The 14,791-nt window shown below is 66.9% G+C and carries 14 protein-coding genes; 5 read left to right on the top strand and 9 right to left on the bottom strand.

Annotated elements, in window-relative coordinates; all coding sequences use genetic code 11:
* Positions 1-25: 25 nt before the first annotated feature.
* Entirely contained in the window at positions 26-2,329 is a 2,304-nt protein-coding gene (locus OJF58_RS25040) for a tetratricopeptide repeat protein (RefSeq protein ID WP_300780586.1), read from the top strand.
* A 216-nt stretch (positions 2,330-2,545) separates the two neighbouring features.
* Positions 2,546-2,854 carry a hypothetical protein gene (locus OJF58_RS25035; RefSeq protein WP_300780585.1) on the top strand — a complete coding sequence of 103 codons (309 nt, stop codon included), beginning with the start codon at positions 2,546-2,548 and terminating at the stop codon, positions 2,852-2,854.
* A gap of 52 nt (positions 2,855-2,906) precedes the next feature.
* On the opposite strand, the gene OJF58_RS25030 is transcribed toward OJF58_RS25035, so the two are convergent.
* The 8 genes from OJF58_RS25030 to OJF58_RS24995 form a co-directional block, all read right to left on the bottom strand.
* Positions 2,907-3,122 (bottom strand): hypothetical protein, encoded by a 216-nt coding sequence (locus OJF58_RS25030; RefSeq protein ID WP_300780584.1) that lies wholly within the window; start codon positions 3,120-3,122, stop codon positions 2,907-2,909.
* Positions 3,123-3,395: 273 nt separating this feature from the next.
* Complete coding sequence (locus OJF58_RS25025; protein ID WP_300780583.1) at positions 3,396-4,859, bottom strand: adenylate/guanylate cyclase domain-containing protein; 1,464 nt, start codon at positions 4,857-4,859, stop codon at positions 3,396-3,398.
* Between the two features lie 22 nt (positions 4,860-4,881).
* Positions 4,882-5,070, bottom strand: a complete 189-nt coding sequence (locus tag OJF58_RS25020; protein WP_300780582.1) for a hypothetical protein — start codon at positions 5,068-5,070, stop codon at positions 4,882-4,884.
* Positions 5,071-5,152: 82 nt separating this feature from the next.
* A complete protein-coding gene (locus OJF58_RS25015; protein WP_300785398.1) occupies positions 5,153-5,935 on the bottom strand; it encodes a DUF2189 domain-containing protein in 783 nt (260 codons plus the stop codon).
* A 305-nt stretch (positions 5,936-6,240) separates the two neighbouring features.
* Positions 6,241-7,200, bottom strand: a complete 960-nt coding sequence (locus OJF58_RS25010; protein ID WP_300780581.1) for a 2-hydroxyacid dehydrogenase — start codon at positions 7,198-7,200, stop codon at positions 6,241-6,243.
* On the bottom strand, positions 7,200-8,243 hold the full coding sequence (locus OJF58_RS25005; RefSeq protein WP_300780580.1) for a hypothetical protein: 1,044 nt from the start codon (positions 8,241-8,243) through the stop codon (positions 7,200-7,202). Before OJF58_RS25005 ends, OJF58_RS25010 begins: the two co-directional genes overlap by 1 nt.
* Positions 8,243-9,211 carry a peptidyl-alpha-hydroxyglycine alpha-amidating lyase family protein gene (locus OJF58_RS25000; RefSeq protein ID WP_300780579.1) on the bottom strand — a complete coding sequence of 323 codons (969 nt, stop codon included), beginning with the start codon at positions 9,209-9,211 and terminating at the stop codon, positions 8,243-8,245. Before OJF58_RS25000 ends, OJF58_RS25005 begins: the two co-directional genes overlap by 1 nt.
* Before the next feature lie 9 nt (positions 9,212-9,220).
* Positions 9,221-10,927 carry a GMC oxidoreductase gene (locus OJF58_RS24995; protein WP_300780578.1) on the bottom strand — a complete coding sequence of 569 codons (1,707 nt, stop codon included), beginning with the start codon at positions 10,925-10,927 and terminating at the stop codon, positions 9,221-9,223.
* A gap of 127 nt (positions 10,928-11,054) precedes the next feature.
* Between OJF58_RS24995 and OJF58_RS24990 the strand changes: the two genes are divergently transcribed.
* Together OJF58_RS24990 and OJF58_RS24985 are read left to right on the top strand one after the other, a co-directional pair.
* Positions 11,055-11,357 (top strand): hypothetical protein, encoded by a 303-nt coding sequence (locus OJF58_RS24990; protein ID WP_300780577.1) that lies wholly within the window; start codon positions 11,055-11,057, stop codon positions 11,355-11,357.
* Positions 11,358-11,425: 68 nt separating this feature from the next.
* Positions 11,426-11,560, top strand: coding sequence for a hypothetical protein (locus tag OJF58_RS24985; RefSeq protein ID WP_300780576.1), 135 nt, complete (start codon positions 11,426-11,428; stop codon positions 11,558-11,560).
* A 299-nt stretch (positions 11,561-11,859) separates the two neighbouring features.
* Here OJF58_RS24985 and OJF58_RS24980 read toward each other — a convergent pair whose 3' ends face one another.
* Entirely contained in the window at positions 11,860-12,894 is a 1,035-nt protein-coding gene (locus OJF58_RS24980; RefSeq protein ID WP_300780575.1) for a 5-methyltetrahydropteroyltriglutamate--homocysteine methyltransferase, read from the bottom strand.
* Positions 12,895-12,966: 72 nt separating this feature from the next.
* On the opposite strand from OJF58_RS24980, the gene OJF58_RS24975 reads away from it, so the two are divergent.
* Positions 12,967-14,790, top strand: coding sequence for a hypothetical protein (locus OJF58_RS24975; protein ID WP_300780574.1), 1,824 nt, complete (start codon positions 12,967-12,969; stop codon positions 14,788-14,790).
* The last annotated feature ends 1 nt before the right edge of the window (position 14,791 follow it).

Raw genomic sequence — 14,791 nt, 5'->3', positions numbered from 1 at the left:
GCCGCTCCGACGCGGAGTACGTGCGATGCCCTTGACGGGTTCTGCTCGACACTTCCGTCGCTGGCTTGCGCCGCTCCTGGTTTTCGTGGCCAGCGTGGGCGTCCTGCATCTGCGCGCCCAGACCGGCGGGCCGCCGGCCGCTGCAGGCGACGGCACGCCGGCGTTTGTCGGCAGCCAGCGGTGCGCGGCCTGCCACCGCCGCGAGAGCGAAGCCTGGAGCACGTCGCAGCACGCCCATGCGCTGCAGCCCGCCACCGAAAGGACAGTGCTCGGTGATTTCGCGGACGCTCGCTTCGAGAGAGACGGCCGCGTCACGGCCTTCCGCAAGCGCGACGGCCGTTTCATGATCGAGACGCCGGGCGCGGACGGCAAGACAGGGGAGTTCGAGATGAAGTTCACGCTCGGCCTCTATCCCTTGCAGCAATATCTGGTCGAACTGTCCGGCGGGCGGCTGCAGGCCTTCGGCATTGCCTGGGACACGCGACCTGCAACCGCGGGCGGGCAACGCTGGTTCGACCTCTACCCGGGGCAGAAGCTCGCGCCCGGCGATCCCCTGCACTGGACCGGCATCCAGCAGACCGCCAACTTCATGTGCATCGACTGCCACGTCACCGACTTCCGCAAGGGTTACGACGCTGCAGCCGGCGCCTATCGCTCGACCTGGAGCGAGGCCGGCGTGGGCTGCGAGGCCTGCCATGGACCGGGCAGCGCGCACTTGGCCAATCCCCAGGTCAAGCTGCCGGCGCACTTTCCGCCGCGTTCACGGGACGTGTGGGGCACCGATCCGGCGACTCGCCCCGACGTGCCCCGGGAGGGGCGAACGGTCGAGGTCGAAAGCTGCGCGCGCTGTCACGCGCGGCGCTCACAACTGACGGACGCCTACCATGCCGGTCAGCCCTTCGGAGACGGTTTCCACGCGACGCTGCTCGATCGCGGCGTCTACCGCGTCGACGGCCAGATGCAGGACGAGGTCTTCAACTACGGTTCGTTCCTGCAAAGCCGCATGTTCGCGAAGGGCGTGAGCTGCGGCGATTGCCACGACCCGCACACCCAGAAACTGCGCGCCGAGGGCAACGCTGTCTGCGAGCAATGTCATGCCGCTGCCAAATACGACAGTCGCGCGCACCACTTCCACGATCCGGCCTCGAAGGCAGGCCAGTGCGCCTCCTGTCATATGCCGGTCGTCACCTACATGATCGTCGATCCGCGGCACGATCACAGCTTCCGCGTGCCGCGCCCCGACCTCGCCGACTCGCTCGGGGTGCCCGACGTCTGCGCCGGCTGCCACAGCGACAGGCCCAAGGCCTGGGCGGCGCGGGAACTCGAGAAGCGCCTGGGCCATGTGCCGTCCGGCTTCCAGACGTTCGCCGAGGCGTTCCATGCCGCCGACCGGGAGGCACCGGGGGCGGCCGGCCTGCTTGCCCGGATCGCGAACGACGGTGCGCAACCCGCGATCGTCCGGGCAAGCGCCATTGCGCGGTCCAACGGCCTCGACCCGCCGCTCGCCGGCATCGATCTTCGCCGAGCCCTGTCCGATCCGGATCCGCTGCTGCGCGCCGCCGCCGCCGAGGCCATCGCCGCCGGCGGTGCAAGCCCCTGGATGACGGCGCTCGTGCCCCTCCTGCGCGATCCCGTGCGCGGGGTGCGCATCGAGGCCGCTCGCGCCTTGGCAGGCCCCACCGAGCTGCGCCTCTCCCAGAGCGATCGCGAGAGCTTCCGGCGCGCGCTCGACGAATACATCGCCGTCCAGACCTACAACGCGGACCGGGGGGAGGCGCACATGAACCTCGCGCTGCTGGAGATCCGTCGCGGCAATACGCTCCTTGCCGACGATCATCTGGCGCGCGCCGTCGCCGTCGATCCCGGCTTCGTGCCGGCCTATGTCCAGCGCGCCGACCTCTACCGGGCACGCCGCGACGAGCCGGCGGCCGAGCGGATCCTGCGTGAAGCTCTGGGGCGCAACCCCATGTCGGCGCTGGCGCATTTCCAGCTCGGCCTGTCCCTGGTCCGTCAGCGCCGGGGCGATGCTGCTCTTGAAGAACTGCGTCGCGCCACCGATCTCGAACCGGCTACCGCACGGTACGGCTATGTCTATGCCGTGGCCCTCGAGCAGGCCGGACAACCGGCGGAGGCCCGCAGCACCCTGGAGCGCGTACTTGCTCGCCATCCCTATGATGTCGAGGCGCTGACCGCGGCAGCGATCTGGTCCATTCGCCGCGGAGATACCAAAGCCGCATTGGACTACCTGATGACGCTGCGCGCCTTGCGTCCCGACGACCGTGGCATCGCGCAGGAGATCGAGCGATTGCAACGCACTTCGCCACGCTGAGCGGCAATTCCAGGTTCGGCGCCAACCTGTGATTGCAGTGCAATCCCCACCGGATCGACACTTTGGGCAGTCGCGGGCTTTCCGCACCTGCTCATCGATGCTGTTGTGCTGGGGCATGCGCTTCCCTGACACGCATCGGATTCGCGCTTGCCGGTTTTCGCTTGGCATAGAACGGGTGTATTTTCCCGAGGTGGGAAGTGGGGAGGAATCTGGACTATGGGTGTCGTCGGTGGATTGCTGATCCTTCTCGGGATCGGTGCAATGGCCATTGGCTTCTGGGCAAGTGCGACAAGCGGAACGGCCGCCCTGGGCGGGTTCGGGCTGCTCGTCCTGGGCTGTCTGCTATTGGGGCTCGACAGGATCTATCGGGCGATCGGAACCTCCAGATCGGAGGTGAAGGCCCTGCAGGAGGGGGTCGAACGGCTGGCAAAGCGGATCGACCCGCAACATGCGTCGACGAGCGAAGCGTCGATTCCATGGTCGCCGCGAATGCCGCCCGACTGGCGTCGCGAAGCCGGCGCCTGAGGTCCGCGCTCGCCAACGACGCTCGACAGGGTCGGACGACAATGCAGCCGGACTATCGCTCACCGTAGCGTTTGCGAAGCGACAGCCACCTCTTCAGCGAGTCGGCGGAGAATCGCAGTTTCTCGCCGCGCAGCGCATGGAATTGCGCCACGGTCGGGTCGCAGCCCTTTGCGCGCTCGGCTCGCGCATAGGAATCGAACTCTTTCAGGATCTTGCGAATGTGCGCGTCGAACAGGACGCGTTCGGCAATGTTTACGCGCGGTGGCACTGGCAGCCCTCACAGTTGCGCCGGCAGCCAATGGACGCAGGACCGCCGGCGCACGTCGCGGGACCGGCCTTCCCGGCACCCGCCGACGAGCCAAGATCGGCGCGAGGATGCCCAAAGGCCAGTGGCCAACCGGCCACAAGCGCGAACAAGACTGTGACGGACGGGCGTTGCCGGGGTCGGAACCCGCGAAAGTCGGCCGCTGCGGCCGGGACCGACCCCAGACATCGGTCAAGTGCACCAACACCTGGCTCGGGTGGATTGGCGAAGCCGACGCTACGATCGGCCAGTCACGCGATAGACGCCGGCATTTCCCTCGACGCCGCGCAACGGCGCGACGAACTCCCTGACATCGTGGCCCACCAGAAGCTCGCGAACGCCGGACGCCGTGTAGAGCGCCTCTGTCAGACAGATTTCGCCGGCATCGGCGAAGGACTGCACCCGCGCGGCTATGTTTACGGTCTGGCCGAAGTAGTCGAGATTCTCGTTGAGGGTCACGGCGATGGACGGTCCGCTGTGGGCACCCATCTTGAGAATGATGGCAGGCTGGCCGTGGTCGCGGTTGAACTGGTCGATTTCCTGCAGGATGCGGAGCGCCGCCGCTACGGCATCGACCGGCCGGGAAAACGCCGCCATCACGGCGTCGCCGATCGTCTTCACGATAGCACCGGCATGCCGATGGGCGACCGCGTCGAGCAGGGCGAAATGCTCCCGGACGAGGGCGTAGGCATTGAGATCGCCGAGACGCTCGTAGAGCGCAGTCGAGCCTTTCAGGTCAGTGAACAGGAACGTCACCTGCCGGATGCCGAGGCCTTCTTCCTCGTCCACGCGCTCGGAGCGGAAGAGCTTGCGGAAGGTCTGCCGTGTCAGCAGCATTCCGCCGGAGAGGTAGGGATCGAATTCGAGCGCCGGCTTCTCCGGCATGGCCACGATCTCGGGTGGCCAGTTTGTCAGGAGCACTGCGCCGCGCTTGGGGCCGGTGTTGTCGATCTCGAAGACCGCACGTCCCGGCGGCACGGCCGAAACGGCAGGCATGAAACGCTGTCCGTCGTAGACGATGCGGACGATCGTCGGAGTGTCGGGCATCGGTACGGATGCAGTCGTGTCCACGACCGGAAGCATGAAGCCGGCCTGCGTCTGGACGTTGACGCCAGAGAGAGCGCCGGGTCCAATCTCGGCCGGCAGCATTGTCGTGGTACCGGGCGGGAGATAGGTCATGCCGCGCACAAGGCTGCGCAGGACATCGACAAACCGGGTTTGTCCGCCGGGCAGCCGCCCGCTGTCGGCGAATTTCAGCTTCCAGTGCAGATCCTCGATCGAGAGGCCGTCGACGTCGTGCAAGGCCAGGCGCCGGACTTGCGGTGAGACGGAAAACGAAACCTCGATGAAGTCGTCGAGCTCGGTTTGACCGTCGATATCGCACAGTCCGCAGACGAAGTGGCTCCGAAGTGCACGCAGCTTGCCGAAGCTTTCCAGCACCAGGCCCGAATGGGGACAGAGAATGTCCCAATGCATATCGACCAGCCCGGCGCGAGCGGCATGAAGAAAGAGGTCGATGGACTCCGGCTCGGCCACGCCGCGATCGCGGGCGAAGGCCAGGGGGTTGGCGCGGTAGACGCTGACCTCGTCGCCGCCCCGAATCAACGTTTCGAACTTGGAGATGACGCGAGGACTCCAGGCCCGAGCCTGCTCGATCTGGGTCATCTTGCTTTCGAGAAGCCGTTCGTCGATGGAAGTCATCGCCAGCTCCTGACGGCAACCGCTAGTCCTCGGTCCGCCAGGCGCCCAGCAGGAAGAGGCGGCGCTGCCGGCGGTTCGGGCCGGCCTGCGCCTGGATGCCGGCGAGATCGACGTCGTGCCGTTTGGTCCAGCGGCCGAGGGCAACCTTTGCCGCCAACCCCAGGGCGAGGAAGGATCCAAAATAGATCACGGCCGTCCACACTGCCTTCATGGGCGGGTCCTGCGGCAACGAGTGTGTTCCCTCTCGACGACCCCCGGCACGAGGGTCGTCGACGAATGGAGCGCCCTTCAGGTCAGCGCGGCAGCACCTTGCGGTAGAGGTGCCAGGTCGCATGGCCCAACACGGGCAGAACGATAGCAAGCCCCAGCAGCAACGGGATCGCGCCCAGCACCAGCCCGCCGGCGATGATCAGGCCCCACAGGGCCATCACGCCGGGATTGGCCGCGACGACGCGCACGGACATCCGGATGGCCGTGAGCACGCCGACATTGCGGTCGAGCAGCAGCGGGAACGAGACGACGCTGATGACAGCCGCAACCAGCGCGAACAGGAAGCCGACGCCGATGCCGACGACGATCATCGTCCAGCCCGCCGAGGTCGTGAACACCTCCCTGGCGAAGTCGTTGATCGATTCGGGCGGCTCGGGCCCGAAGCTCAGCAGATAGATGAAATGAGCAACGAACAGCCAGAGCGCCAGCAGCGCCGCGAGCAGGAGGCCCATCACGACGATCTGGCCCAGGGCGGGGGAGGTCGCCACGCCGAAGGCGTCGGCCCAGCCGTTGGCCATGCCCTTCTCGCGCCGACGGCTCATCTCGTACAGGCCGACCGCGAAGAAAGGCGCGATGATCGCGAAGCCAGACACCAGCGGGAACAGAAGCTGGAGCATGCCGCTGCCGACGATGAAGCGCGCCAGCACGATGCCCACGATGGGATAGAAGAGGCAGAGAAAGATGACGTCGGTGCGGTAGGCGCCGAAATCCTCGAAGCCCTTGCGCAGCACATCACGCAAATCACCGGCCTTGATCCGCTGCACGGCGAGCGGTGCCCCGTCGTGAGCCTCCCACGCGCCGTCCATGGAATGCGCGGCCACGTCCATGGCGCGGCCGGTATGCTTCAGCTGATCCCAGCTCCATTCGATCGGATTTCGGATGTGTTGTTGCATGGCCATAGCCTTTCCTCCTGGAACGACAGTCCGAAGGGCCGCGGCCGATCATGGTCGACAAAAGTCTTCGCCGGTCACGAGGGCCGCGAATCACTACTCGAACCACTACGGTTTTATTCTATGTCTTTTGACGGCCGCCGTCGCCGCCGATCGAACAGAAAGTTCGTCTATGCGAACCAATCGGCGGCGCAGGGTCGGCGCCCGATCGGGCCGACCGATCAGGCCAGCTCGGGCACCACCCACAGCGCAGGCTCGCCGCGGGCCACGCGCTGCACATTGTCGAAGCCGTTGCGCAGGCGGGTGATGTTGCTCTCGAAGGTCGGGCCGGCAAGGTGCGCCGTCAGCACGACGTTGTCGAGCTTCAGCAGGGGGTTGTCGGCCGGCGTCGGCTCCTCGTCGAACACGTCGAGGCCGGCGCCGAACAGCCGGCCGGCCGACAGCGCCTCGGTCATCGCCTTCTCGTCGATCACCGGCCCGCGCGAGGTGTTCACGATGATCGCCGACTCCTTCATCACGGCAAGCTCGGGCGCACCGATCATGTGATGGGTCGAATCGTTCAACGGCACGTGCAGCGAGATGATGTCGGAGCCGCGCAGGATCTCGGGCAGCAGCCGGAAGCGCACGCCCAGTGCGTCCTCCTGCTCCTCCCTGAGGCGGGCGATGTCGTAGTAGTGGACCTGCATGCCGAAGGCGAGGGCGAGGCGGGCGACCTTCTTGCCGATCGTGCCGAGGCCGATGATGCCCAGCACCTTGTTGCGCAGCTCGTGGACGGTCGGCGGGGAATTGCCGTGCCAGCGGCCGGCGGTGACGTTCGCGTGCTGCGTGATGAGCCTGCGCGATACCGACAGCATCAGCAGGAGGGCGTGCTCGGAGACGGCGACGGAGTTGGCGCCGCCGTTGTTGCAGAGCGGGACCTTGCTCTTGCGCGCCGCATCGAGATCGGCCCTGTCGTAGCCGGCGCTCAGCATCTGGACGAGCTTCAGGTTGGGCGCATCCCTGTAGAGCTGGGGGGTGACGTACTGCTGGACAAAGCCCACGAAGTAGCTGGTGCCCGGCAAGGCCGCCTTCTGTTCCGGCGAATTGTGCAGTGCCTTCACGATCTCGAAGCCCTTGGGAGCGAGGCCGTCAACCATCGCCAGGCAATCCTTCGGACCAACGACCAGAATACGCTCGACCATTACCATCCCTCCGCCGCTACGCGATGACCTCTCAACAGGCCGGGCAGCCGGCCCGGCTCGGTTCGACCCCAGCCGCATTCGGCCGAGAGTCCGAAATCGTCGATGAAGCGCCGCGCCATCGCGATGCGTGCTCTGTCGCCGGCATCGTCGTCGTGGTGCAACAGACCGAGATAGAGTCGGGTGCCGGCTGCGGGACGCCATGTCGCGAGCGGCGCATAGTAGGCTTCGTCGGTCCGCCCCTTGGGCACAGGGACGTGGAAGAAATCGATCTTCCGTCTGGTGGCCGCGGCAATGCCGTTCATCATCTCGACCAGCACGGCGGCGTCCCTCGGCTGCACCAGATGCTCGTCGCGCGGCGAGCCGTAGCAGAGGTGATAGCCCATCTCGATGTCGGCCGGCACGGCGTCGCCCAGCCGGCCCAGCATGTCGAAGATTTGATCCTTGTAGCCGGCCGGCCGGTTCTCGAAGTAGTCCTCGAACACCAGCACTTCCTGGCAGACATCCCATTGGATTGCGAGATCTCTGCCCGGAATGGCGGCCACGACGTTGGCCAGGGCGGCCTTCAAGGCGCGCTCGTAGACGCCGAAATAGGCCCCGCGGGCGGCAGGACTGACGTAAAGGTAGCCGCTCGCCATCGGCGTGGGCAGGCTGACCTGGAAGCGCACCCGCGAGGCGATGACGCCTGCGTCGCGCAAACGCCTGAACACCTCCCACGAGGCGAGGGCCGCCTTGTCGTAACCCGTCTCGAAAGCGACCTTGTCCGGATCGATGCCGGGCTTGAAGCGCAACTGCGCGATCTCGCGGAGCACCTTGCCGTCCCATTGGACGAACTTGTAGGGCGGCACGGTCGGGTCGACCTCCATCGCCGGATGGTCGAGCAGCATCTGGTGCTGGAAATAGACCCAGCGCGAGCGTTCGCCGGTCTCGCCGTCGGGCATGCGGCTGAGATGGGGGCCGAGCTCGGTCGCCAGCCGGCGAAAGACCTGCTCGCTGTCGGCGAGCGGAACGCTGCCGATCAGATGCAGCCGATCGTCGCTTCGCATCACGCCACCTTCTCGAGCTTCTGAAGGGAACGCAGGTACTTTGGTGTCGGGCTGCCGGGGAAGGTGTTGCCCCAGTTCGTGTAGCTCACCTCGCCGACATAGATGTCGCCGTGCGAGTCGACGGCGAGACCGTGCGGGGCCAGGAAGCGGCCGGTCTCCTGGCCGGGCCCGTCCTGTCCACCCAGCCGGGCAATGAGCCTGCCCTTGCCGTCGACGATGCTGAGCCGCGGTCCGAGATTGGGATGACGCGCGTTCACCGGCATGCCGGGCCCGAGCTCGCCGACGATGAAGCGCAGCCTGTCGGCCGCGCCGCCGCAGCAATAAAGGGCGCAGGGGCGGTGGAGGTTGTTCCACTGCGCCTCGTACTTGCCGTTGCCGTCGAACACCTGAACGCGGTGGTTCTCGCGATCGGCGACATAGACCCAGCCGTCGGCATCGGTGGCGATGTTGTGCGGGATGTTGAACTCCCCGGGATCCGTCCCCGTCGTGCCCCAGCACATCAAATGCTTGCCGTCGGGAGAATACTTGTGGATGCAGGAGTTGCCGTAGCCGTCGGAGACGTAGATGTCGCCCCGGGGCGAGAGTGCGGTGTGCGTGCAGCGGTTGAAGGGACGGCCGCTCATGAAGGGCGCGGGCTGGTTCGGCACGCCGATGGTCAGCAGAACCTTGCCCTCGGCCGTGACCTTGCGGACGGTGTGATCGCCGTCGTCGGTGCAGTAGAGCAGGTCGTCGCTGTCGATGTGCAGGCCGTGGGCGCGGCCGAACAAGCCTTCGCCCCATGAGCGCAGGAAGTTGCCTTCGCGGTCGAACACCATCATCGGATGCTCGCCGCGATTGAAGACATAGACACGGTCCTTGCTGTCCACCGCGACCGCGGCGACGTCGCGGAACTCCCAGCCATCGGGCAGCCGGGCCCAGTTCTCGACCACGCGATAGCGATGCTCGCCGCTGCCCAGCACCACGGACATAGGGCCTCGCTACCGGCTCGCGAGGATGGCGTCCGAGATCTTCTCGGCCGTCATCAGGGTCGGGAAATTGGTGTTGGCGCAGGGCACGATTGGAAAGACCGAGGCATCGACCACGCGCAGGCCCTGCACGCCCTTGACGCGGCCTTGCGTGTCGACCACAGACATCGGGTCGTCCGGCCTTCCCATGCGGCACGTGCAGGAGGCGTGCCACACGCCGATCGCGGCTTTCCGCACGAAGGCCTCGAGTGCGTCGTCGTCCGTCATCACCTGGTCGAAGGTGAAGCCCTCGACGACGAACTTCTCGATCATGTAGCGACGCAGGGCGGCCGGCCCGTCGAGGAACCGCGCCACCACGCTCGTCAGGAACTTGTTCCTGGCGTTGACGACGCCGATCTTGCGCACGCGGTCGGAGTAGGAGGCCGGAAAGGGATTGTCGGTCACGGCCCTGAGCGGAGCGCTCATTTGCAGCGCCGCCGTCTTGCGGAAGCCCATCATCAGGCGATCGAGGTCGCGCTTGTCCGACAGGAGATTGAACTCGACGGTCGGCTCGGCCCGCCAGTCGCGCGAATTGAGCTTGACCTGGCCGGTCTCGGAGTAGGTCCGGTTGATGAAGGTGAGCAGCGAGGCGATCTGCTCGCCGACGGCGTGCCAGGCCGACTTGTTCACGACCGCGACGAACATGTCGCCCCGGGGCACGCCGGGCAGGCCCGACGAATAACGGATGCCGAGGTGGATGTGCCGGCGCGTGTGCGCGTTCACACGGGCGCCGCGGCGGATGAAGGAGGAGAGGGAGATCGAGGGATGGTCCATCAGCCGCTGCCCGACGCCCGGGAGCGCGGCCACCACCGGGATGCCCATGTCCTTGAGATGCCCGACCGGCCCGATGCCCGCCCGCAAGAGGTGGGCCGGCGAATGGATGGCGCCCGAGGACAGGATCACCTCGCGGCCGCGGAACTCGACGTCCTTGCCGGCGACGCGGGCCGTGACACCGACGCAGCGCGTGCCCTCGAAGAGCAGGGATTTCACCTGGGTCTCGGTCGAGAGGGTGAGATTGCCGCGCTCGCGGGTCCCGGCGTCGAGATAGCCCATCGCCGCCGAGACGCGCTGCTCCTCGGCATTGGAGTGGGTCACCGGAAAGTAGCCGTCGACGAACTCGCCGTTCTGGTCGGGCAGGAAGGTCATGCCGGCGAGCTTGCAGGCTTCGCCGACCGCGCTGGCGTACTTCGTCCAGTGCTCGACCGGGATGCGGCGCACCGGGATGCGGCCGTCCTTGCCATGCCAGGGGCCGTCGAAATCGAGATCGCGCTCGACCTTCTTGAAGTAGGGCAGGACCTCGTTCCAGCCCCAGCCCTCGGCGCCACGCTCGACCCACTCCTGGTAGTCGGTCGGCGCGCCGCGATTGGCCATCTGACCATTGATGGAGGAGCCGCCGCCCAGCACCCGTGCCTGCTCGTACTTGCGCAGCGGCGGGCGGTTCTCGTCCGGATTGTTGTGCGACACGACCTGGGTATGGACCTTGAGCTCGGTCCAGTGGAAGCGCGGGTCGAAATAGGCCGTGCCCGAATAGGAATCGCGGATCTCGGGCGGCTCCTGGCCGGGTGGCGTGTCCTGGCCCGCCTCGCAGACCAGCACCTTGTTGGCGCTGCGCGACGACAGCCGGTTGGCCAGGACCGAGCCAGCGGAACCCCCGCCGACGATGATGTAGTCGTATGCCACGCGTTTCCCCGCTTGTCTTGGCGTCACGCTACGCCGGTGGCGAAATCGGGGCAAAGAAAGAATGCGGCGGCAACGTGCTCTGCGAGCCGGGCGTTGGATGGACGGTACCGAACGACGGAGACAAGGCATGCAGCGTGGCTTCTTGACCCTCGTCCTTCTGGCGGCTGCGGCCGGGACAGCGACCGCGCAAACATCGTCCTCTTCGCGCAACACGCCGCAAGGCGGGACGCCGCCGAACGCGGCAGACGCGACCGGTGAACGGCTGAGCGGCGCGGCCTTGACAGCGAAAAAGGCGATCGAGCGCGACGGCTACAGGGATGTGCGGGGCGTGGCCAAGGGCAGCGACGGGCTGTGGCATGCCCAGGCCACGCGAGGCAATGCCCAGGTCCAGGTCACCGTCGATCGCAGCGGCACCGTCTCGGCCCGATGAGTCGGCCAAATTATCGCCATGGCGGAAGTGGAGGGTGCGGCCTGTCGAGCCTGACCGGGGAGGATGCGATGGATCGCTTCGCGCTGGCCGCCATCCTGGTTCTCGCCGTTTCGACGGCGGACGCCCAGACGATGCCCAAGGCACCGGCAGCGCCCAGCCAGACGACCAATGCCGGCGCGGCCGGCGTCGCCGCGCGCCTGTAGTCGCAGGGTTACGCCGGCATCCACAATCTGCGCCGCGGGCCGGGCGGCAAGTGGGTCGGAGAGGCGACGCGGAACGGTGTCAGCCGCACGGTCACGGCCAACCCCGATGGCAGCGTGACGGCCCGCTGAAGATCGCGCCACGGGAGTTCGTCACGGCGAAGCCGACCCTCCAGAATGGGACTGCGCTGCCTGCCGCAAAATGGTGTCATCCCGAGCGTCGCGAGGGATCTTTGGCCGGCGCCGATCAAGGATCCCTCGCATTCGCTCGGGATGACACGACCGTGGCTGGACCGTGATGGCTAGCCGAGCTCGCGGCGGACCAGGGCGGCGCCTTCCACCAGCGCCTTGAGCTTGCCGAAGGCTGTCGCGCGCGGCAGGTACTTCATGCCGCAATCGGGTGCCGGCAGGAGCTTGTCGGGCGACAGATGCTTCAGCCCGGCGCGGATGCGGTCGGCCACCTTCTGCGGCGTCTCGATCTCCGGATCATTGAGATCGATGACGCCCAGCATGACTTTCTTCGGTGCCAGCTCCTTCAGCACGCCGAGGTCGATCCGGGGCTGCGCCGACTCGATCGAGATCTGCTGGGCGATGGTGTCGGCGAGCTGCGGCAGGAAGGAATAGCCGCTGGGCTTGCTGGAGCCTGGCACGACCGCCGCGTAGCCGAAGCAGAGATGGACCACGGTGGGAACGGTGAGGCCCTGCAGCGCGCGGTTGATCGCCTTCACCGCATAGAGCTTGGCCTCCTCGGGGTTGTTGCGCAGCCAGGGCTCGTCGAGCTGGATCACGTCGGCGCCCGCCTTCACCAGGTCGTGCGCTTCCTCGTTCACCGCCCGGGCGTAGTCCATGCACATCGCCTCGGCGTCGCCATAGAACTCGTCCTTCACCTGCTGGCCCATGGTGAAGGGCCCGGGCAGGGTGATCTTGATCGGCTTGCCGGTGTTGGCGCGCAGGAACTGCACGTCGCGCACCTCGACTGGCCGTGCGCGCCTGATCTTGCCGACCACCCGGGGCACCGGCGTCCTGTGCCCGGTTCGGCTCACGATCTCCGCCGGACGATCGGCGTCGATGCCTTCGAGCGCCGTGGCGAAGTGGTTGGAATAGCTCTCGCGCCGCATCTCGCCGTCGGTGATGATGTCGAGGCCGGCCCGTTCCATGTCGCGAATCGCCAGGAGCGTGGCGTCATCCTGGGCCTGCTGCAGGAAGGGCTCGGCCACGCGCCAGATCTCGCGCAGCCGCGTGCGCGGCACGACCTTGCTCAGCGTGTCCCGGTTCACCAGCCAGTCCGGCTGGGGATACGAACCCACGACCGTCGTCTGCAAAAGCGCTTCCGCCATGCTATGGAACCTCGATGCGGCCTTGGCGTTGCTCCCTGCGCCGCAGTTTGAAAAGGGATCGCGTCGCTGTCCATGTCTGGTGGCAGGATTCTCGCCTTCGCGCTGTTGGGGCTTACTTTCGGCATCATCCTGGCGGCCTGTGGCGGCGTGATCCCGAATACGGCCATTCCGCGCCATCTCGCGGTGCGCTACGTCGGGGCGCTCGACGCAGCCACGCCCATTCCCACCGTCATTCACGATCGCGGCCTCCACGTCCCGGATCCGACATCCACCGTGCCGCTGCTCGAACAGCTCCAGGAGCAGTTGGCGCGCAGCGATGTCCATCACGCCTTTGCCGGCGTCACCTACGATCTGACCCGCGGCAACAGGCTCTCCAGCGACTGGATCGTCCAGACCCCCAACTGGTGGGGACGCCACGCCCGGGATCTCCCCTACTATCCGCTCGACTGCACCGACTGCGAGACCGACGTCCGGCTGCCGGATTGCGCGAGCGACGCCGATTGCCCGGGCGGCGGCACCTGCCATGGCATCTGGCCGCTGCCGGGAAGCGCGTCGCGCGCCGGGCGCAAGGTCTGCTTCGGCCATTCCGATGCGCTGATCGTGCGCCTGCACGACCTGATCGCCGGCGCACGCCATCGCGTCGACATCAATTTGCTGGAACCCCCGCCCGATACGCGCTTCTTGGGGACGATCCGGGATGCCTTGGCGTCGCTGGCCTACAGCCGTCGCGTCGTCTCGGTGCGCATCCTGATCGGCCAGTATCCGACAGGCGATGTCGACGTGCCCGGGTTCCTGAAGGCGTTGACCGCCGGCCTCGCCGACATACGCGGATCGAGGCTGTCGATCAGCGTGTCCGCCATGCGCTCGTGCATCGCCTTCGAGGATTGCGACAGCTACTCATGGAACCACTCGAAGATCGTCGCGGTGGACGGGCGCGAGGCGCTGGTCGGCGGTCATAACCTCTGGTCCGAGGACTATCTGATCGACAACCCGGTGCACGACCTCTCGATGCAGGTGACCGGCCCGGCGGCGGCCAGCGCGGCGCACTTCGCCGATGCGCTCTGGCAGTATGTCTGCGCCAATCTCGACAAGGGCCCGGCGATCTCCGTGGCGAGCCTGCCGACCGGTGCGGCCACGCCGATCAGCCAGTGCCTGCCGCCGGAGCCTTTGCCGCCTCCGCAGCGTGCGCCGAGCGGAGGCATATCCATCCTCGGGGTCGGCCGGCTGGCGGCCGGCATCACGAAGGACTTCGCCAACCAGAGCGAGCTTGCCCGCGACCTGGCGCTGGCGACCGCCCGGCACGATATCCGCATCGTCCAGCAGGATCTCGGCTTCCATCTCGCGCGGGCGGACACGCTTTTCCCCGACTCGACGTTCGACCGCCTCGTCGACTTCCTGCAACGAAAGCAGGGCGACATCTATATCGTGCTGTCCGACCTGAACGCCGTCGGCGACAGCGGCAGCAGCTACTCGAACAATGTGAGCCTCGCGGACGTCGCGTTGCATCTGCGCGATGCCGTGCAGCGCCGGATCTATGCGCGGGATCCGCTGTCGCGGTACCAGATGCGAAAGGGGCCGGATCCGGTCAACGCGATGCTGTGCAGCCGCGTCCACCTCGCGCCCTTCCGGTTCGGGCCCGATTCGGCGTGGCCGGGCGGTCATCCGATCGGCAACCACGCCAAGTTCTGGATGGTCGACGACCGGACCTTCTATATCGGCTCGGACAACATGTACCCAGTGAACCTGCAGGAGTACGGTTACATCGTCGACGACGCCAAGGCCGCAGCCGACCTCCTTGCCGCCTACTGGACGCCGCTCTGGCGATGGTCCGGCAGGGCGGCCGTTTCCGGGCCCGGCGTCGAGCCGTGCATCTTCCGCACCGTGCCCAACCGGTAGC

It is taken from the genome of Enhydrobacter sp., assembly GCF_030246845.1.
GTDB lineage: Bacteria > Pseudomonadota > Alphaproteobacteria > Reyranellales > Reyranellaceae > Reyranella.
This window is presented reverse-complemented; position numbering and strand designations above follow the sequence as displayed.

Coding starts and splice junctions, on each gene's coding strand:
- OJF58_RS25035 (WP_300780585.1), top strand. CDS start 2,546: ATGGGTGTCGTCGGTGGATTGCTGATCCTTCTCGGGATCGGTGCAATG.
- OJF58_RS25025 (WP_300780583.1), bottom strand. CDS start 4,859: ATGACTTCCATCGACGAACGGCTTCTCGAAAGCAAGATGACCCAGATC.
- OJF58_RS25040 (WP_300780586.1), top strand. CDS start 26: ATGCCCTTGACGGGTTCTGCTCGACACTTCCGTCGCTGGCTTGCGCCG.
- OJF58_RS24975 (WP_300780574.1), top strand. CDS start 12,967: ATGTCTGGTGGCAGGATTCTCGCCTTCGCGCTGTTGGGGCTTACTTTC.
- OJF58_RS25000 (WP_300780579.1), bottom strand. CDS start 9,211: ATGTCCGTGGTGCTGGGCAGCGGCGAGCATCGCTATCGCGTGGTCGAG.
- OJF58_RS24990 (WP_300780577.1), top strand. CDS start 11,055: ATGCAGCGTGGCTTCTTGACCCTCGTCCTTCTGGCGGCTGCGGCCGGG.
- OJF58_RS25015 (WP_300785398.1), bottom strand. CDS start 5,935: ATGGACGGCGCGTGGGAGGCTCACGACGGGGCACCGCTCGCCGTGCAG.
- OJF58_RS24980 (WP_300780575.1), bottom strand. CDS start 12,894: ATGGCGGAAGCGCTTTTGCAGACGACGGTCGTGGGTTCGTATCCCCAG.
- OJF58_RS25010 (WP_300780581.1), bottom strand. CDS start 7,200: ATGGTCGAGCGTATTCTGGTCGTTGGTCCGAAGGATTGCCTGGCGATG.
- OJF58_RS25005 (WP_300780580.1), bottom strand. CDS start 8,243: ATGCGAAGCGACGATCGGCTGCATCTGATCGGCAGCGTTCCGCTCGCC.
- OJF58_RS24985 (WP_300780576.1), top strand. CDS start 11,426: ATGGATCGCTTCGCGCTGGCCGCCATCCTGGTTCTCGCCGTTTCGACG.
- OJF58_RS25020 (WP_300780582.1), bottom strand. CDS start 5,070: ATGAAGGCAGTGTGGACGGCCGTGATCTATTTTGGATCCTTCCTCGCC.